Source organism: Roseibium sp. QJM3NY_11 (genome assembly GCF_056173175.1).
Genome location: NZ_CM149660.1, coordinates 4,216,946 through 4,234,425, shown reverse-complemented (window position 1 = coordinate 4,234,425; position 17,480 = coordinate 4,216,946). Strand labels below are relative to the sequence as shown.

Annotated in this window: 18 protein-coding genes; 14 read left to right on the top strand and 4 right to left on the bottom strand. The window is 61.9% G+C overall.

The annotated features are described in order from the left end of the window. The first annotated feature begins 74 nt into the window (after positions 1 to 74). The 5 genes from AC0VX3_RS19460 (at position 75) to AC0VX3_RS19440 (ending at position 5,536) form a co-directional block, all read left to right on the top strand. The gene (locus AC0VX3_RS19460) at positions 75 to 533 is read left to right on the top strand and encodes a cyclic nucleotide-binding domain-containing protein (RefSeq protein ID WP_342893873.1); all 459 of its coding nucleotides are present in this window, start codon (positions 75 to 77) and stop codon (positions 531 to 533) included. An 86-nt stretch (positions 534 to 619) separates the two neighbouring features. Next, a complete protein-coding gene (locus tag AC0VX3_RS19455) occupies positions 620 to 1,444 on the top strand; it encodes an MBL fold metallo-hydrolase (protein WP_475521896.1) in 825 nt (274 codons plus the stop codon). A 512-nt stretch (positions 1,445 to 1,956) separates the two neighbouring features. Continuing rightward, positions 1,957 to 3,144, top strand: coding sequence for a helix-turn-helix transcriptional regulator (locus AC0VX3_RS19450; RefSeq protein WP_475521895.1), 1,188 nt, complete (start codon positions 1,957 to 1,959; stop codon positions 3,142 to 3,144). Between the two features lie 100 nt (positions 3,145 to 3,244). After that, positions 3,245 to 4,663: an adenylate/guanylate cyclase domain-containing protein gene (locus AC0VX3_RS19445; protein ID WP_475521894.1), complete on the top strand. Its 1,419-nt coding sequence runs from the start codon at positions 3,245 to 3,247 to the stop codon at positions 4,661 to 4,663. A gap of 105 nt (positions 4,664 to 4,768) precedes the next feature. After that, entirely contained in the window at positions 4,769 to 5,536 is a 768-nt protein-coding gene (locus AC0VX3_RS19440; protein ID WP_475521893.1) for an SDR family NAD(P)-dependent oxidoreductase, read from the top strand. A gap of 60 nt (positions 5,537 to 5,596) precedes the next feature. On the opposite strand, the gene AC0VX3_RS19435 is transcribed toward AC0VX3_RS19440, so the two are convergent. Beyond that, positions 5,597 to 5,986 carry a VOC family protein gene (locus tag AC0VX3_RS19435; protein ID WP_475521892.1) on the bottom strand — a complete coding sequence of 130 codons (390 nt, stop codon included), beginning with the start codon at positions 5,984 to 5,986 and terminating at the stop codon, positions 5,597 to 5,599. 87 nt (positions 5,987 to 6,073) lie between these two features. Here AC0VX3_RS19435 and soxR point away from each other — a divergent pair, with 87 nt between their 5' ends. Then, positions 6,074 to 6,547, top strand: coding sequence for a redox-sensitive transcriptional activator SoxR (gene soxR, locus AC0VX3_RS19430; protein ID WP_475521891.1), 474 nt, complete (start codon positions 6,074 to 6,076; stop codon positions 6,545 to 6,547). A 113-nt stretch (positions 6,548 to 6,660) separates the two neighbouring features. Here soxR and AC0VX3_RS19425 read toward each other — a convergent pair whose 3' ends face one another. Next, positions 6,661 to 6,918 (bottom strand): YjhX family toxin, encoded by a 258-nt coding sequence (locus AC0VX3_RS19425; protein ID WP_342893881.1) that lies wholly within the window; start codon positions 6,916 to 6,918, stop codon positions 6,661 to 6,663. A 905-nt stretch (positions 6,919 to 7,823) separates the two neighbouring features. Here AC0VX3_RS19425 and AC0VX3_RS19420 point away from each other — a divergent pair. Then, positions 7,824 to 8,126: a phosphatidylglycerophosphatase gene (locus tag AC0VX3_RS19420; RefSeq protein WP_475521890.1), complete on the top strand. Its 303-nt coding sequence runs from the start codon at positions 7,824 to 7,826 to the stop codon at positions 8,124 to 8,126. A gap of 17 nt (positions 8,127 to 8,143) precedes the next feature. Here the strand turns inward: AC0VX3_RS19420 and AC0VX3_RS19415 are convergent, their stop codons facing one another. Continuing rightward, positions 8,144 to 8,386, bottom strand: a complete 243-nt coding sequence (locus AC0VX3_RS19415) for a DUF6455 family protein (protein ID WP_475525210.1) — start codon at positions 8,384 to 8,386, stop codon at positions 8,144 to 8,146. Between the two features lie 273 nt (positions 8,387 to 8,659). After that, on the bottom strand, positions 8,660 to 8,881 hold the full coding sequence (locus tag AC0VX3_RS19410; RefSeq protein ID WP_475521889.1) for a hypothetical protein: 222 nt from the start codon (positions 8,879 to 8,881) through the stop codon (positions 8,660 to 8,662). Positions 8,882 to 9,860: 979 nt separating this feature from the next. On the opposite strand from AC0VX3_RS19410, the gene fliK reads away from it, so the two are divergent. The 7 genes from fliK (at position 9,861) to AC0VX3_RS19375 (ending at position 17,473) form a co-directional block, all read left to right on the top strand. Then, a complete protein-coding gene (gene fliK, locus AC0VX3_RS19405; RefSeq protein WP_475521888.1) occupies positions 9,861 to 11,021 on the top strand; it encodes a flagellar hook-length control protein FliK in 1,161 nt (386 codons plus the stop codon). A 31-nt stretch (positions 11,022 to 11,052) separates the two neighbouring features. Further along, positions 11,053 to 11,334: an EscU/YscU/HrcU family type III secretion system export apparatus switch protein gene (locus AC0VX3_RS19400; protein ID WP_475521887.1), complete on the top strand. Its 282-nt coding sequence runs from the start codon at positions 11,053 to 11,055 to the stop codon at positions 11,332 to 11,334. A 155-nt stretch (positions 11,335 to 11,489) separates the two neighbouring features. Continuing rightward, positions 11,490 to 12,971, top strand: a complete 1,482-nt coding sequence (gene gatB / locus AC0VX3_RS19395; protein WP_475521886.1) for an Asp-tRNA(Asn)/Glu-tRNA(Gln) amidotransferase subunit GatB — start codon at positions 11,490 to 11,492, stop codon at positions 12,969 to 12,971. Positions 12,972 to 13,480: 509 nt separating this feature from the next. After that, positions 13,481 to 14,161: an amino acid ABC transporter permease gene (locus tag AC0VX3_RS19390; RefSeq protein ID WP_475521885.1), complete on the top strand. Its 681-nt coding sequence runs from the start codon at positions 13,481 to 13,483 to the stop codon at positions 14,159 to 14,161. Between the two features lie 5 nt (positions 14,162 to 14,166). Then, positions 14,167 to 14,883 carry an amino acid ABC transporter permease gene (locus AC0VX3_RS19385; protein WP_475521884.1) on the top strand — a complete coding sequence of 239 codons (717 nt, stop codon included), beginning with the start codon at positions 14,167 to 14,169 and terminating at the stop codon, positions 14,881 to 14,883. A 26-nt stretch (positions 14,884 to 14,909) separates the two neighbouring features. Then, a complete protein-coding gene (locus tag AC0VX3_RS19380; protein ID WP_475521883.1) occupies positions 14,910 to 15,698 on the top strand; it encodes a transporter substrate-binding domain-containing protein in 789 nt (262 codons plus the stop codon). Between the two features lie 230 nt (positions 15,699 to 15,928). Beyond that, the gene (locus AC0VX3_RS19375; protein ID WP_475521882.1) at positions 15,929 to 17,473 is read left to right on the top strand and encodes an ArnT family glycosyltransferase; all 1,545 of its coding nucleotides are present in this window, start codon (positions 15,929 to 15,931) and stop codon (positions 17,471 to 17,473) included. The last annotated feature ends 7 nt before the right edge of the window (positions 17,474 to 17,480 follow it).

Genomic DNA, 17,480 nt, shown 5'->3' with positions numbered 1-17,480 from the left:
CGGCAGCCCTTTGCGATTTCGCTCGGCAAGGACCGATCGAATGGCGTGACACGGCAATTGCTTTGGAGGACGACATGACCCTGGAAACCGAGGTTGAGGCTCTTCGCAAGGTCCCTCTGTTTCACGGAATTGACGAAACCAAGCTGCGGCTGCTGGCCTTTATCAGCGACCGCACCGAATACCCATCGGGCGAGCGCTTGTGTTCTCAGGGAGAGGAAGGCGATTGCGCCTTCATCATTCTGGCCGGCGATGCCGACGTGCTGGTGCAAACGCCCGAGGGCGAGAAAAAGGTCGCTCAGGTTTCCGAAAATTCAATTGTTGGCGAAATCGCAATTCTGTGCGACGTACCAAGAACCGCCACACTGGTTGCTGCGAACAACATGGATGTTTTGACCGTCTCGAAGGACGACTTCTTGAAACTTCTGAAAGAATTTCCGGATATTTCACTTGAGGTGATGCGCACCCTTGCATTGCGGCTTGAAAGGACAACACGGGACCTGGCCGATGCGCGCCGTGGCGCCTCCAGTGGCTGAGGCACGCGACGTTCAGTTTTGGAACGATCAGCTTTTGGACCTCTAATCCGGTTCCGCCGGACCTCCGTTGACCCAGGGAGTAACATGTGACCGAGGAATTTTGGCTTCGTTGCTGGGGCGTCAGAGGATCCACTCCGACGCCTGGGTCAAGCACACTGCGCTATGGTGGCGAAACCTCCTGCTTCGAGATCCGGGCGGGGGACGCGCTGGTGCTCGTGGATTGCGGCTCCGGGGCCCGCAATCTGGGCATGGAACTGTGCAGCAGCAAGACGCGCTCCTTTGATCTGCTGTTCACGCACACGCATCTTGATCACATCTGCGGCCTGCCATTTTTCAAACCCGCTTACGACCCGAGTTTCGAGGTAACCGCCTGGGCCGGTCATTTCCAGGATGGCACCAATCTCATCGATATTGTCAGCCGGATCATGTCGCCGCCGATCTTCCCGGTCGCCGCCAAGACGCTGAAAGCCGTTGAGTTCAAGTCGTTCACCGCCGGGGATACAATTCCCCGCCAGGACGACCTTGTGATCCGCACGACGCGGCTCAACCACCCCGGTGGCGCCTGTGGTTACAGGTTCGAGTTTCACGGCAAATCCATCTGCATCATCACGGATCACGAACACGGCGATCCGGAGATCGACGCCGCGCTGCCGGATTTCGTCCGCGGTTCGGATGTCATGATTTATGATGCCATGTTCACCGATGACGAATACCGGACCTTCAAGGGCTGGGGGCATTCCACCTGGCAGAAGGCCGTGCAACTGGCAAAAGCCGGCAATGTCAAAACACCGGTCCTGTTTCACCATGATCCGCGCCGCTCCGACGACGAACTCGACGAGATCGGTCTGGCCGCGCAAAATGCCTATCCGGGCATGCTGGTCGCCAGCGAAGGCATGATCCTGCGGCCGTGACGTGCTTGTCCTGCCCTGAGCGCGCCGACACTCAAGTCTGACCGCCCGCTTTCCGACCGCCCGGCAACCGGCTGACCGGTCCGGATCCCAACAGTCTGGCCGCCGTGCAAACAGCGAAAGGCGCCCCCGCTGCTCGTTGTCACTTTCAGGTGGCCCCCGAAAAACGGGCCGGCGTGCCACGGGGCAAAGGGAACGGCCAGGGAGCGGCCATGGGCTACCAGAAACAGGACACTCTCTGGCATCAGGCTCCGAACAATAAAAAAAGGGCGGCCAGAACGGCCGCCCAAAAAAACACTACTCTTAAAAAATTGACCGTCCGCCGGGTGCAGGAATGCGGGAATTCCTTGAAGTGCATCCGGAAAGCATCCAGTCGAAACTTGAAAGAACGTTACGGCTGAATACCAAATACGATCAATAGTTGTTTACAGGGTGTATACGTTAAGTGCATGGTCCATTTGGACTAAAGGACGACAAATTTACCGGTTGAGGAGCTGGGTCGCGTTGATGTCCTGGTGAAGGAACAAAGGCCGCTGGGGGGTGGTGTGGTCGTTGCCGCTGAAAAATATTTTTACTTGTCGAACCTGGCGGTTTCTGCCGCCATGGATCCGGGCCGGTGGCAGAAATTTCTGGATGAACTGAGCCAGGTTCTGGGGACGCGCATCTGCACCCAGTTGATAGGATACGACAATCTCACCGGAGCAGCGCCGCTCGCCTTCAGCTCCGGGTATGATCCCCATATCCTGGAACTCTACGAAAACTTCTATGCCGACAAGAACCCGTTTGCGGCCAGATTTTCGAATTTCCCCACCGGTGAGGTCATGTCCACGCATCAGCTCTGCCCACCGGACACATTGAAGAAAACGCCTTTCTATGCCGACCTTCTGGCTCCGAGCGAGGACATCACCGGAGGCGGCGGATCCATGCTGGCGTCCGATACCAGCAGGATGTTCCTGATCGGCGGCAACATGCGCGCGAAGGATCGCGACAGATACGAAGCCGATTGGCTCACGCTGTGCCGCAAGCTCGCGCCGGTCATCCGGCAGTCTCTCGAAATCAACCGCACGATTTCAGGGCTCTCATTTGAAAAATGGGCGTCCGAACAGCATTTGCTTGGAACAGGTACGGCGATACTCGTGGTCGATTCGTCCCTGACGGTCCACTATGCCTGCGCCGAGGCGCGCAAGATGCTCGACAGGGGCACGCCGATCGGCAGCGGCTTTCAGCGCCGCCTTCAGTTCCGGTCCTCGCAGGTTCACAGCGAGTTCGCGGCGTTTGTCCGGCTGCAGTCGAAAGACGCTTTCAACATTTTCAGGAACTGGCGATTTGAGGATGACGGCGGACAGCGATGGGCCGGCCGGACAATGGCACTGAATCTGGCGGATCTGGATGAATTGCCTTTCGGTACTTTCGTGACCAGACCCGATTCCGGTGTCCTGCTGGCGCTCAAGCCGGAACTCAGCCGGATGTCTTTTCAAGATCTTGTGAGACAGGTGCTTGCACTGAGCCAGGCGGAAGCCGTCACAGCGATGAAGCTGGCGGACGGCCTGACACCCGCCGAGATCGCCCTGGACCGCCAGATCAGCATTCATACTGCGCGCAACCAGATCAAGTCGGCTCTGGCCAAGACCGGGTGCCGGCGTCAGAGCGATCTGGTTCTCAAGGTGGAACAACTGCGTCTGCACGGCACCCGTCCGGCCTAGCCCGTCACACTCACAACCGGTCACTTTCGCGCGGGGTTCTTGCGCAACTTTGCCGGTCGGAGGAAACTCCGGTCACGTTTTGTCTTTTTCCGGCGCCAAGGTGGCCTTCTTGCTGAATACGGTTCGATATATCCTGCGCGGCGGGCCGCCCGAAACCGGGCTTCCGGACCGTGTGCGGGCCGAAATACGCGCCAGGGAAGCATCCTCGGAGCAATTGATCGGCTGGGTGCAGCTGGGTCTGGTCCTGTTTTTCGCCACCCTTTACGCCATTGCCCCCAGGGCCGAAGGTACCGCCGGTTTCAATTTCGTGCCGTTCGCTCTGGCGGCCTATTTCCTGTTCACGGTGACACGGCTGCTGCTGTCCTATCGCTTCGAGCTGCCGCAATGGTATCTGCTGATATCGATCGGGGTGGACATGGCGCTGCTGGTCGGCCTGATTTTTTCCTTCCACATCCAGTACGGACAGCACCCGACCTTTTACCTGAAGACCCCGACGCTGATGTATGTCTTCATCTTCATCGGTCTGAGGGCCTTGCGTTTCGATCCGCGGTTTGTCCTGACAACCGGGCTGGTTGCCGTGGCAGGCTGGCTCGGGCTGGTCTTTTATGCGGTGTTGGCGGACATGGACCATATGCGGGTCACCCGCAATTACGTCGACTATCTGACCGGGAACACCATCCTGATCGGCGCCGAGCTCGACAAGACGATGGTCATCCTGTCGGTGACCGTGATCTTGTCGGTTGCGCTCTACCGGGGACGCTCGATGCTGTTCGAGGCCAGCAGGGATCAGGCCGCGGCGATGGACCTGCGCCGGTTCTTCGCGCCGGAAGTGGCTGCGTCCATTACCGGCGCCGACACGGAATTGCAGGCGGGGGAAGGCAGCCAGAGGGAGGCTGCGATCCTTTATGCCGATATCAGGGCCTTCACCTCGACTTCCGCGGCGCTGTCCCCGGAAACCGTCCTGGCCGTGCTGGCGGAATATCAGAACATGGCCGTCGAGGTGATCAATGACGAGGGCGGCCGTGTCGACAAGTTTCTCGGCGACGGCATCCTGGCCACCTTCGGGGCGGTTCATGCCTCCGGCACCTATGCGGCGGATGCGTTGCGAACGGCTCAGCGTCTGGTCAATTGCACGGAAGCGGAGCAGGGGCGGTTCAGAGCCGCGGGCTGGCCGGGTCATCTTGAAATCGGGGTGGCCGTGGCCGCCGGACCTGTCACCGTCGGCGTGATCGGGTCGAAACACAGGCTGGAATTCACGGTCATCGGCGATGCGGTCAACAGGGCAGCCAAGCTGGAAGATGCCAACAAGGTGCAGCAGTCCAGGGCGCTGACCGACAGGGTCACCTACGACCTTGCCTGTGCCCAGGGCCTTGGCAATCCGCTGGTCGAAGCGCGCCCCGGCGCGCAGGTCGCCGGTATCGACACGCCGGTCGACCTAATTGTCCTGGCTGGAAAGACCCTGCTGCCGCCGGTGCCGCCGAGCAGTCCGGCCGCTGCGCAGCCATCGGGAAAGTCTTGACCGGGCGGTCAATCTCGGTCACTTTGCGAACTTGATTGACCTAATCGTCAAAAAGAAAGATTAAATCCATTTTTTTCAATGGATTACATTGAATGGGAGGCTGACTTGAAACTGGATTCTACACTTGCTGCCATCGTGACAGGCGGCGCTTCCGGCCTTGGCGCCGCAACCGCGCGCATGCTGGCGGCCGAGGGCGTCCGGGTGACCCTGTTTGATCGGAACGCAACCCAGGGCGCAGTTGTCGCTGATGAGATCGGCGGCGTCTTCGCCGATGTCAACGTCACCGATCAGGCCAGTGTCGAAGCCGGGTTTGAAAGCGCGCGCAAGGCTCATGGCCAGGAACGTATCCTGGTGAACTGCGCCGGGATTGCCCCGGTCGCCAAGACCACGTCCCGTGGCGAGGCGCATCCCATGGACATGTTCGAGAAGGTGATCGCCGTCAATCTGGTCGGCTCCTTCCGCTGCATCTCGATTGCCGCGACCGGCATGGCCGCGCTCGATCCGGTCACGGAGGACGGTGGCCGCGGCCTGATCGTGTCGACGGCGTCCGTTGCCGCCTTTGACGGTCAGATCGGGCAGGTGGCCTATGCCACGTCCAAGGCAGGTATCGCCGGCATGACGCTTCCTGTCGCCCGCGATCTGTCCCGCTCGGGCATCCGTGTGATGACCATCGCACCGGGCATATTCGAAACGCCGATGCTGCTCGGTCTGTCCCAGGAAGTGCAGGAATCTCTTGGACAGCAGGTGCCGTTTCCCTCTCGCCTCGGCAAGGCCGCCGAATACGCGCAACTGGTCCGGTCCATCTGCGAGAACGACATGCTGAACGGCGAAACCATCCGGCTGGACGGCGCGATCCGCATGGCGCCCCGATAACCTGTGGCCGGCGGCGGACCGGCGAAGACCGCCGCCGGCCGCTTCGGGTTTGAACGGGCTTCAGCCGGCATAGCTCACGATTTCGAATTCGATGCCGTCGTCGTCATGGAAATAGAAGCGGCGGCCCGGTTCGTAATCGCCGTGGTTCTTGGTCTTGTATCCACCTTTGAGAATGCGCGCTTCCGTGGCATCCAGATCGTCGACGGCAATGGCGACGTGGTTGAGGCCGCCACGGGTGTGATAGCTGACGGCATCCGACGCCGCTGTCCGTCGGGCAGGCGTATAGGCAGCGATGTAACTGCTGTCGTTGCCGATATGGTAGGTGGTGCCGCCTTCGAGACTGTCGCCCTTCCAGCGGACCTGCCATCCGAACCAGTCCTCCAGCCGTTTCGCCGTCGCTTCGGGGTCGCTGACGGTCACGTTCACATGTTCCAGAAACGCAGTGGTCATTTGCTGTCCTTTCAAAGATTGACCTTGTTGGGACACTGGAGATAAATGCTCAAGTAAGGTTGAGGTCAAGAGCGGCGGGACGAAAAAGTGAAAAGGGTACTCAGAGGCACCGATCCCCTGACCATCGGCGAACTGGCGGACCGGACAGGACTGTCCGTCTCGGCGATCCGTTTCTACGAGGAAAGGGGCCTTGTGCATCCGGGCCGGAACGCGGGCGGCCAGCGGCGGTTTCTGCGTGCCGACATTCGCCGGCTGTCCTTTGTCCTGGTCGCGCAGGAATTCGGCTTTTCCATTGCGGAGATCGCGGAGCAACTGAAACGCTTGCCCGAGGGCAGGGCGCCGACCAAGGCGGACTGGACAAGGATCAGCCGGGAGTTCCGGTCTCATCTCGACCGTCGCATCGAACGGATGACCGCGCTTCGGGACAAGCTGGACAGCTGCATCGGCTGCGGCTGCCTGTCCATGAAAACCTGCCGGCTCTACAATTCCGGAGATGCCGCCGCCAGAAAAGGCCGTGGTCCGCGCTATCTGCTGGGCGACCGGCCGGATGTCGAAACGTGAAAACCGGCCCCCTGGCGAGGGCCGGGTTGTCGATCGATCTTCTGGAGCCGGAGCATCGCGCGTTCCAGAGAACACAGGATGCTCCGGGCCAGAGGGCCCGGGTTCAAGGGCCGTCAGCGATTGTCCAACTGCGAGCGGACCCGTTTGAGACCCAGTTGCGTGATGCGGTAAGGGCCGCTGTTTCTCGACGAGATATACCGCTTGTATTTCAGTTTGCGGAACAGCCGCAGGGAACAACCGCCCCAGAACCAGCCTTCACGGGTAACGGTTTCATGGGAAATAGCACGGCCGTCCTCGTTTTTCTCCACGAGGATGTAGCCGCCTTGAGCCAGCAGGTGCAGGACCCGTTGCTCGGCTTTGGAAATGTCCATTGATACTGAGATGCCTGAATTTGGATGCACGCCAGCAGTCACCGCAGCAAGACGCATGCGGTGCTGATTTGCATTTCACCCGGCTGAATTCAGCCGGGGCTTATCGGGACTCTTGCAATCCGCGCATAAAACCTCTCAGTGGATAAAAAGGCGATTAGCATGCGGGTGCGGGCACGGCAACATTCCGGCAGCCCGGGGCAGGGTGCTTTCCGGTGAGGTGTTGCAGAAAGGTTTCTCACCGGGCGCCGTTGAGCCGACGGCCCGGTCAACCGGACCACGCTCCGCGATTCGTTCCGCCGGCAAACGGCACGGATCCATAAGATACGGCATTATCGGGAATTCTTTGGAATTAACTGCGCTCGGCCGGCCAGTAGCCGCTATCCGGGTCACGGGAGATGGCCACGGCCCTGACATCCCTGGAACTGCAGGCTGCGCAGGTGAGCGCCTTGCTCAGGTCCGAGACCCTGCGGTCTCCGGAAAAACGGGAGCTGTTCAAGTAGCGGAAACGTCCGCAATGGTTGCAAAGTATCGCAAGCCGGCGGTCGGTTTCGCCCACCAGGTCAACCGTGGGGTCGTCGGGTTCAATATATGCAAGTAAAGTCATGTATTTTAATCTAGCCGAGCAAATGTCATGGAAATTCGAGCGATACGTATTATTACGCCTTCTTCGTTTATAATATCACGATATCGAGCCTGGTAAAATAGTTAATTAATACATGACTATTCATTCAGGTTGTTTGTGCCTGGAAATGATCAGAAATACTTGCTCGGGATGTTGGAGTGCAGTTGTTTGCCCATTTTCGCCGTTTTCAAGCTGACAGCATGGAACCATTTGCCGCGTCTCGCGCCGGCCGGAAGCGGACAAAACCCTCGCAATTTCAAACGACCGGCGCTATGAGAAACCCATGACATGGCTTTCAGACACATGGTTGGACCTGATCGGATTGTCCGGTCTACTGAACCCGTTTGCGCTCCTGATCGGCGCTTACCTGGGCTGGCGCGCCGACAGCGCCCGGAAATTGTGGATCGCCGGATTTGCGGCGGCTGCGCTGTCGCTGATTCTGGATGCGGCCACCGGCCTGCTTCACTTGCCGCAGCTCGTATCCCAGGACGCCGGCGCGCTGGCGATGTTTCCGTTCCGGTTCGCCGGTGGGGGGCTTGTGTCCGCTCTGGCATTCTGGTTCAGCCGCCGCCGGAAACACGGCTGACGCCGGCAAGTTCGGGCTCAGTTCTGCAGCCAGCTGTTGAACAGCGCCGCATTCGCGCATTCGGGCAGGACCTGCCCGGCGCCTTGCGGGTGATCCCGCAGCCATTTGCGGCAGGACTCCGTTGCCGTGCAGTGCATGCACCGAAAAGCGGCGGAATTCGACACCGAACCTGAATGGGTTCCGGGGGGGCTGTCTTTCATGGCGTCGATCGTCTTGAGCATCCTGCCCATCAGTTCGGCGCGCTCGTTGAGGCGCTCCATCCAGTTCACGCTTCATCTCCTCCTTGCGGTACCGGCCTGTTTCTTCTTTGGCGCCTTGCTTGTTCTGCCGCTGGCCGGATGGCCGATCCGCCCACTTTGGTACGGGCGGCTCCGGAATGCCTTGATCAAGGTCAACTACAGCCTTCCCTCTGGGCAGGCATTAAGAAACCAGCCATACTCGGCCTTTATGATTTTGTAACCCAGCGCCAGAGAACGAAACCTCCGCACCGGATGAGAGGGAATGGTTGAAACGATCAGCGCAACGCCGCTGCCTCAGGGATCCGGTGCCGGATCCGCCACCCAATTGCTCGAGCCCGGAACGGAACTCAAGGCCAGGGTCGAGAGCAATCTTCCCGGTGGCGTCGTCCGTCTCGCGACCGCCGATGCCAGGATCGACCTGCGCATCTCCACGCCCCTGCCTGCCAATGCGGAAGTCACCGTCACGGTCTCGGGCAGCAGACAGCAGCCGGCTATCCTGATCAGGACGGAGGCCACGCCTGCTCCTTCCACGCAGCCGGCCCCGCCTCAGGGCCAAAGTGGTCAGCCCCTTCAACCGGAAATCCAGTCTGCCGCTGGCCAACCCTCCCAGGCCGGTGCGGCGAGCGCGGTTGTAAGGCCCGTGTCTCCAGGGGCGCATCTTGTTCAGATCCTCTCCGCGGGCACGGGGCCGCAAGACAGCGCCGCCCGCCCGCCCGCCACTTTCCCGGCCGCCCCCCTCCCAATTGGCGGCCCCGCGGCCGCCGCGTCTCCCGGGGCGGTGGCTGCCACCGGGCAGGCCGGCGTGCCGACAAACGCGCCGTCTTCCGGTCAACCTCCGCCATCCGGCGCACCGCAGGCGTCTGCGGGCAATGCCCTCCAGCAAGCGGGGCCAGGGTCTCTCCGGACACCGGCGGGAGGACCTGCAACGTCCCAGGCGGGGGCTTCAGGATCACTGCAGGGGCAAGGTCCCGGCAACACGCCGGGGACACCGCCAACGGGCGGCGGATCGGTGCCCGCCGGCTCGCCGGCTCCGGGCCAACCGTCTGCCGCCGGCCCGGCCGCACTGCCGGCTTCACAGCTTCCGGCCGGCCAGCAGGGCGCAGCGCTTCCGCCTGGAGCGTCTCAAGCGGCGACGCCTGCAGGCGTCCAGGGCGCGCCGAGTCCGGCGGGCCCCTCCGCACCGGCGCCCCCGTCCGGTGCAGCGGGAGCGCAGTCGGTTTCCACCGCGACAGGCGGAGCAGCCGGTACCGCACCACTTGCAGCAGGATCGGTGAGCCACGGTACGGCAGCGCCGGTTGGCCAGGGCAATGCGGTCACAGGACCGGCGTCCGGGCCGGTCGGCACCGCGGTTCCGGCCAGTGGTGCGGCCGCCCCGTTCCAGGGGGCGGCGGCTCAGGGGCCGATATCTGGCTCCGGCGCCAATTTTCCGGCACAGCCGGTGCTCCCGACGGGGGTCGCAATACCGCTTGCGGCAACCGGGACACCAGGATCTCAAATGCCCGGCACCCCGGCACCGGGCACAACGACGGCGTCACAGACAGCGGCTTCGGCAAGCGCCGCCGCTGGTGCCTCGCAAAAGGCGGCGGCGGTTCCTACCGGGCCGGGAGTCTCTCCGGGGGCCACCCAGGCAAGGCCGACGGCGGCAGGCGCCTATCCGCAGCTTGCCGGATCTGCCGTTTCCACGCCCTCGGCCGGTTCGCTCGCAGCGGCAGGTTCGCAGGGGCCCGCGACCGGGATCGCGGGCGGGCTGCAGCAGGCCCTGTCCGAGCAGCAGGCGGGCTTGACCGGACTGTTTGCGCAGGTCGGCAGCCTGATGAGCGCACAATCGGCAGGAAAGGTTGCCATGCCGGACACTGTGGTCAAGGCCATGCAACAGATCCTGGGATTGCGGCTGAACGCATCCAGCCCGCCGACGGCCACAAGCCTGCAACAGGCGGTGCGCCTCTCGGGCCAGTTCAGGGAAGCACAACTGGCCCAGCCGGGAAGCACGTCGGCCGGCATGCCGGATCTCAAGACCGCGCTGCTTTCCTTCAAGTCGCTGCTCCAGCAACTCGGCGCGCGCTCGGAAATCGTTCGGCCCGCCGGGCAGCCGCCGGCTCCCTCCCGGCACACCTCGCCGCAGGGGCAGGCACCGCAACCGTCCGGCGGATACTGGGCCGGCGCGGCGCCGCAAAACCTGCAGGCCCTTCTCAAGGAGACCAACTCGGCACTTGCCCGCCTGCGCATCACCCAGCTGACGAACACCGGCCTCACGCAGGACAGCGGCCCCCAGTCCGCGTCCAGGCCCATGGACCTGGTCCTTGAAGTGCCGCTGGCGCTGGGACAGGAGACGGCGATGATGCAGATGCAGGTCGGCCGGGATGGCGCCGGCAACCGGGAGGACGGTGAAGAGGATCCTGCCTGGCGGTTGCGGTTCGCACTTGATCTGACCGCGACCGGTCCCCTGGAGGCCGCGGTCAGTCTGCGCGGCGGCGGCACCTACGCCAGCCTCTGGGTCGATCGCAAGGAGACGTTCGACATGCTCAATGCCGTCAGGGACACGATGGAGGCCGCTTTCGCCGATGCCGGTCTCGATCTGCAGGAATTGCGGCTGATCCGGGGGCTGCCACCCAAGACCGCGGCCCTTTCCGGGGCCAGGGTGGACCGGCAGTCTTGAGGGGGCGGCAGTCCTGAAGGGAGAGGAACTCGTGAGCAGCAAGGAAACGGACAAGAAACTGGCGGTCGCCCTCGGTTATGAAAACGAAGGCGCGCCGGTGGTCACGGCCAAGGGAACGGGGACCGTTGCCGAACAGATCGAACGGCTTGCCCGGGAAGCCGGCGTTCCCATCGAGCAGAACCCGATGATGGCCGAAGCTCTTTCCCAGATCGAAATCGATCAGGAAATCCCGATGGAACTCTACCAGGCGGTTGCGGTCCTGATCGGTTTCATCATGCGCACCGGTCAGGCGCAGCACCCGCCATCCGGGTGAAAGCTGTCACCCCGCGCAAGGAAACCCTTGCGGGCCAATCAATTCCCGATTAGGTCATCAGACTGCCAATCATTCGCGCCGCAGCAAGTCCATACGGGTCGCCGCCGTCTTGCCTGCCGGGCATGAAATCGAAACGAACAGGATTTTTGACGACCATGACGCTTGTCGACGTACGCACACCCGATCCGAAGAAATTCATCAAGGGCGCGACCGGCGATTGGGAAATCGTGATGGGTCTGGAAGTCCACGCCCAGGTGACTTCCGAAGCCAAGCTCTTTTCCGGTGCCTCGACCGAATTTGGCAGGGATCCCAACGACAATGTCAGCCTTGTGGACGCGGCCATGCCGGGCATGCTGCCGGTCATCAACGAGGAATGCGTGCGCCAGGCGATCCGCACCGGTCTTGGCCTGAAATCGGAGATCAACCTGAAATCCGTTTTCGACCGCAAGAACTATTTCTATCCGGATCTGCCGCAGGGCTACCAGATCTCCCAGTTCAAGCAGCCGATTGTCGGAGAAGGCAAGATCCTGCTCGACATGCCGGACGGACAGGTCGAGATCGGTGTCGAGCGCCTGCATCTCGAACAGGACGCCGGCAAGTCGCTGCACGACCAGCATCCATCCATGTCCTTTGTCGACCTGAACCGTTCCGGCGTGGCGCTGATGGAGATCGTCTCCAAGCCGGATCTCAGATCCTCTGACGAAGCGAAGGCCTATCTGACCAAGCTGCGCACGATCCTGCGCTATCTGGGCACCTGCGACGGCAACATGGACCAGGGCTCCATGCGGGCCGATGTCAACGTGTCGGTGCGCAGGCCGGGCGGCGCTTTCGGGACCCGCTGCGAGATCAAGAACGTCAACTCGATCCGCTTCGTCGGACAGGCGATTGAATACGAGGCCCGGCGCCAGGTCGCGATCCTGGAGGATGGCGGTTCGATCGATCAGGAGACCCGCCTGTTCGACGCGGTCAAGGGCGAGACCCGGTCGATGCGCTCCAAGGAAGAAGCGCACGATTACCGCTATTTCCCGGATCCGGACCTGTTGCCGCTGGAATTCACGCAAGGATTTGTCGACGAACTGGCGCAGCATCTGCCCGAATTGCCGGACGACAAGAAAGCCAGGTTCGTGAGCGATTACGGCCTGAGCGCCTATGACGCCGACATTCTGGTCGCCGAAAAGGCCTCCGCCGATTTTTTCGAGGATGTCGCCAAGGGCCGTGACGCGAAGCTCGCCGCAAACTGGGTGATCAACGAATTCTTCGGCCGCCTGAACAAGGAAGGCCAGGACCTTTCCGAAAGCCCGGTGTCCGCCGACCAGCTCGGCGCGATCGTGGATCTCATCAAGAACGGCGTCATTTCCGGAAAGATCGCCAAGGATCTGTTCGAAATCGTCTGGACCGAGGGCGGCGACCCGGCGAAAATTGTCGAGGACCGCGGCATGAAACAGGTCACCGACCTGGGCGCGATCGAGGCGATCGTCGACGAGATCATCGCCGCCAATCCGGAAAAGGTCGAGCAGGCGAAAGACAAGCCGGGCCTTCTGGGCTGGTTCGTCGGCCAGGTGATGAAACAGTCCAAGGGCAAGGCCAACCCGCAGGCAGTCAACGATCTGCTGAAACAGAAGATCGGTCTGGAGTAGGAGGGAGCCGGGATTGTACTGTCTTCCCGAAACCTTGCTGACAACCATGCGGCTTGAGGGACGTGCCTGCGGATCTGGTCTGCTGGCTTCCGGTGCAGTGAGCCCTTTGACGCGTGTCGCGTCAGATTGAACTCAGAAAACCGCCCGAACGCATTTGCAATGCAAACGCTGCCTCTGGCGTCTTACTGCATCCAGGAAGCCGCTTAAACGCAACACGCAACAGCCCGGGCGTCGAGGCCGTTGAGGTACCTGGACCATATCTCCATTTGCCGGCTTCAGCCTGGCAGCAACCGCTGCGGTGCGGCGGGGGCAGGGTTTTTTGATGGGAATTGCCTCCTGCTTAGCCAATGTGCCACCTGCCTGAATTGCAGGCAGAGCGGCCCGCGCCCGCGCCCGTCCCGCCACCTGATCGCTTGAGTTTCATTTGGCACGGGAGTTGCTGATCCTCCGGACAAGAACCGGGGGAAATGCCTGTATGGCGAAATCTGGATTTGCATTGGCAGGCAGCGATGGCCAGCCTTAGATTTTTTGAAATCTACCGGAACCCTGACTACCTCTGGCTGCTGGCCCAGGGCGCGCTGGTCAGCGCCGGTCTGACGGTGGCCGGCGGTGTCTGCGGGTTTTTATGCGCGATCCTTCTCGCGGCCGTCCGACACTACAGGATCCCGGTTCTCTCCCAGGCCGCGACTGCATATGTCGAGTTCATCCGCAACACGCCGCTCATCGTGCAGATGTTCTTCATCGCGTTCGGCCTGCCGATGCTGCTTGGCTACCAATGGCCGTTCTGGGCCCACGCCCTGCTGGCGCTCAGCGTCAATTTTTCCGCCTATTTCGCAGAAATCCTGCGTGCCGGCCTGACATCGGTCGCCGACGGTCAGATCGAGGCATCCGACGCACTGGGGCTGCCGCGCTGGTTGTGTTTCCTGAAAATCAGCCTGCCGCAGGCAATCGCGTCCATGTACCCGTCGCTCAACAGCCAGTTCATATTCCTGTTCCTGACGACCGGTGTGATTTCGGAGATCGGCGTGACCGATCTTACCTGGGCGGGCCTTTACATCGACAGCCGCAGCTTCCGCTCCTTCGAGGTGTTCTTCACGCTGACCGTGATCTACGTGCTGATGTCGCTGATGTTCAAAAGCATTCTAACACTCCTTCACGACCGGCTGTTCAAATGGAAGGTGGTCCGGTGAAGGAAATGTTCGTTGCCCTGCTTGGCAAGCCTTTCGGCATCGTGCTCTTCCAGCTTCTGGAGGCGACCCAGTTCACGGTCTATCTCTCGCTCGTCGCCTTCCTCGGCGGCGGCCTTATCGGACTGGCGGTCACCGCGGCCCGTGTGTCGCCCATTCGGTATCTGCGGCGGATCTTCACGGTCTACACCTGGTTGTTCCAGTCGGTGCCGCTGCTCATGCTCCTGTTTCTGCTCGGGCTGGGCGTGCCGCATCTCTTTTCCGTTTCCGTCGATCCCTGGTACGCCGCCGGCGTCGCCCTGACGCTATACACCAGCGCCTATCTGTCGGAAGTCTGGCGCGGTGCGATCACAGCGGTGCCGACCGGCCAGCATGAGGGCGGCAAGGCACTGGGCCTTACCTTTCCGCAGATCATGGTTCTCATCATCCTGCCGCAGGCGTTTCGTCTCGCGATCGCGCCGACCGTCGGGTTCATGGTGCAGATCATCAAGGGAACCTCCCTTGCCTACATCATCGGTTTCCATGACCTGATGACGGTCGGCAAGCGCTGGGCCAACTCGCCTGTCCCCGGCACCCAGCCGTTCGTCATCTATCCGATCATGGCGATGATCTACTTCTCGCTCTGTTTTCCGTTGTCCTTGTGGAGCCGGCGTCTTGAAGAGCGTCTGGGGTCCACAACGTCCAGGGGCGGGGCAGCCGCTGCCGCCCGACCGAATCGCGCATGAAAAACATCTTTAAGGAGGGTCGCGCAATGTTGAAGAAATCAGTGGGATTGCTCGCGGCGGCGGTTTCCGCCGCGTTGATGCTGGCAAGCCCGGCATCGGCGGAGCTGAAGGACATTCTGGAAGCCGGAACGATCAAGATCGCAACACCGGAAAACTTTCCGCCCTTCGGCTCGCTTGGTGCTGATGGCGAATACGAAGGCTACGACATCGATGTCGCCAGGATGATCGCAGAGGACCTGGGCGTCGAACTGGAACTCGTTCCCGTGACCTCCAAGCAGCGGATTCCGTTTCTGGACACCGACAGGGTCGATCTGGTGATCTCGACCCTGGGGGCCAATCCGGAGCGCGCCAAGTCGATCTGGTTCTCCCATGCCTACGCCCCATTCTTTTCCGGTGCGTTTGCGAAGCCGGACGTCTCCGTTGACACAATCGCGGACTTTGCCGGCAAGAAGATTGCCGTCACCGGGGGAACGCTTGAGGATCTCGCGATAACGGAAGATGCGCCGGAGGGCGCGGAGATCATCCGCTTCGGTGACAACGCCGCGACCATCGCAGCTTATGTTTCCGGCCAGGCGGATGTGATCGTGACCGGAAACATGGTTGCTCTCGGCATTGCAAACGACAATCCGGATTACAATCTGGAGAACAAATTCATCATTGCGAACTCGCCGTCCTACATCGGCGTGAAGACCGGCAACATCGATCTCCTGCAATGGGTCAATGTCTTTGTGCTGCACAAGAAGCTGAACGGCAAGCTCGACGGGCTGTCGAAGAAGTGGCTGAAGACCCCGCTGCCTCCGCTGCCGGCGCTCTGACGCGCGAACGGCCGAATTTCGACAGGTCAAAGACTGATACAGCGCACGGCGGACGATCCGCCGTGCGTTTTCGCATTCGCGACCTGTATGCCACCGAATGGACCGGTGTTGAATGAAGGTCCGCCGAATGAACGGGTCATGATGCTGCGGCGCCACAATCTCCTGTCCGGAATGTCAAAAATCAGAACACCGAGGGTTACAGGCAAGCGGAAATTTTGTATCCCGAACCCATGACACCGGCGACAGAAACCGCACGCACCGATCAGACACCGTTCTACGCCACGCCGGCGGGCGTCTGGGCCATCGTAGCGCTGTGGGGACTGTCGCATCTCCTGCTGCGCGCGCTGGCAACGCCTGTGCTCGGCACCGACGACATGTTCGAGACCGTGCTGGTCCAGACGCTGGAGCCAGGCTACATGCTGCGCCAGCCGCCGCTCTACGAGTGGTTGCTATTCTCCGCCCAGCAGGTCTTCGGCCCGGGCATCTGGTCGGCTCTTTGCGTGAAATACAGCCTGATTTCGGTTGCGGCGCTGTTCCTGTTCCTGATCGCCCGCAAGGCGATATCCGATCCACGCCTTGCCGCGCTCTGTGTGTTCTCCTATTCGCTCTACTATCAGTTCGGCTGGAACCTGCATGAAGGCGTGACCCATACGGTCGTGCTGACCACTGCCTGTGCGGCAAGCGCGTTTTTCTTCATCAAGGCGCTGGAGACCGGACGGCTCGGCTTTTATCTGCTCTTCGGCCTCGCCGCTGGCACCGGACTGCTGGGAAAACACTCCTATCCTCTGTTCGTGCTGGCGCTGCTGCTGGCCGCAATGAGCGACCGGGTCTGGCGCAACCGGCTGCGCGTCGCCGGGCTGGCTCTGGTGCCGCTGGCGGCATTGCTCGTCTACAGTCCCTACGCCTTCTGGATCCTGAACGATGGCCTGACGCTGCTGGCCTCGGTGTCCGACACCATGGGCGTGAGCGCCGGAGAACCGCACGCGCGACGGGCTGCACAGGGGCTGGGCAGGCTCGCCTTCGGACTGATCGGCTTTTCCGTGCCGCTGGTCCCGGTGCTGGCCCTGCTGTTCTGGCAGCGGTATCTGGGCCGGAGGCACGCCGCGACTCCCGCGGTGTCTGATGTCGCCCGCTTGTGCGGGCGGACGGTCCTGGCGATGATTGTCCTGACGGCGCTGCTGATTGCCGTGACAGGCGCGACTTACGTGAAGGAGCGGCACATGCATCCGCTCCTGCTGTTGCTTCCCGTCTTCCTGTTCGCCGATCTGGAGCGCTTTGCGTTCAGGCGTCACTGGCGCTGGCTCGGTGCTGTCGTGCTGGCGCTGGTGGCTGTTGCCTTTCTGGCCCGGGTGCCGGGCATTGTCGCGCCGGACCGGTTCTGGTGCGGCGGCAAGTGCCGGCACATGAAACCCTATGCGGATCTGAAGGCCCCTCTGGCGCTCCTGGGAGCGGGCGAGGCGACGCTGATTGCCGATGACGGCTATACTGGTGGCAACCTGCGGGTTCTGTTTCCCGGTGCCCGCGTGGTCACCAAGGCGATTGCCGCCAGAACCGCACCGCGCGACAAGTGTTTCTTCATCTGGGAGGAGGGCGACGCGGCGCCCGCAACCCCGGCAGCGCAGCGCTATGCCGGCAAAGCGTTCTGGGACGCCGCAGCGCCGGTATCGAGCGTTTACATGACCGGCGCCTGGCCGCATCTGTGGAAGGCGCCGGACTGGCGCACGACCTGGTGGGGCGTTGCCGAGTTGTCCGCAGACGACCCGATATGCCGGTAGGAGGCAC

Excerpts from the sequence above, each read along its gene's own strand:
- AC0VX3_RS19460 (WP_342893873.1), top strand. The coding sequence starts at position 75 with ATGACCCTGGAAACCGAGGTTGAGGCTCTTCGCAAGGTCCCTCTGTTT.
- AC0VX3_RS19435 (WP_475521892.1), bottom strand. The coding sequence starts at position 5,986 with ATGACCACTGCGTTTCTGGAACATGTGAACGTGACCGTCAGCGACCCC.
- AC0VX3_RS19425 (WP_342893881.1), bottom strand. The coding sequence starts at position 6,918 with ATGGACATTTCCAAAGCCGAGCAACGGGTCCTGCACCTGCTGGCTCAA.
- AC0VX3_RS19420 (WP_475521890.1), top strand. The coding sequence starts at position 7,824 with ATGACATGGCTTTCAGACACATGGTTGGACCTGATCGGATTGTCCGGT.
- AC0VX3_RS19415 (WP_475525210.1), bottom strand. The coding sequence starts at position 8,386 with ATGGAGCGCCTCAACGAGCGCGCCGAACTGATGGGCAGGATGCTCAAG.
- fliK (WP_475521888.1), top strand. The coding sequence starts at position 9,861 with ATGCCCGGCACCCCGGCACCGGGCACAACGACGGCGTCACAGACAGCG.
- gatB (WP_475521886.1), top strand. The coding sequence starts at position 11,490 with ATGACGCTTGTCGACGTACGCACACCCGATCCGAAGAAATTCATCAAG.
- AC0VX3_RS19390 (WP_475521885.1), top strand. The coding sequence starts at position 13,481 with ATGGCCAGCCTTAGATTTTTTGAAATCTACCGGAACCCTGACTACCTC.
- AC0VX3_RS19385 (WP_475521884.1), top strand. The coding sequence starts at position 14,167 with ATGTTCGTTGCCCTGCTTGGCAAGCCTTTCGGCATCGTGCTCTTCCAG.
- AC0VX3_RS19380 (WP_475521883.1), top strand. The coding sequence starts at position 14,910 with ATGTTGAAGAAATCAGTGGGATTGCTCGCGGCGGCGGTTTCCGCCGCG.
- AC0VX3_RS19375 (WP_475521882.1), top strand. The coding sequence starts at position 15,929 with ATGACACCGGCGACAGAAACCGCACGCACCGATCAGACACCGTTCTAC.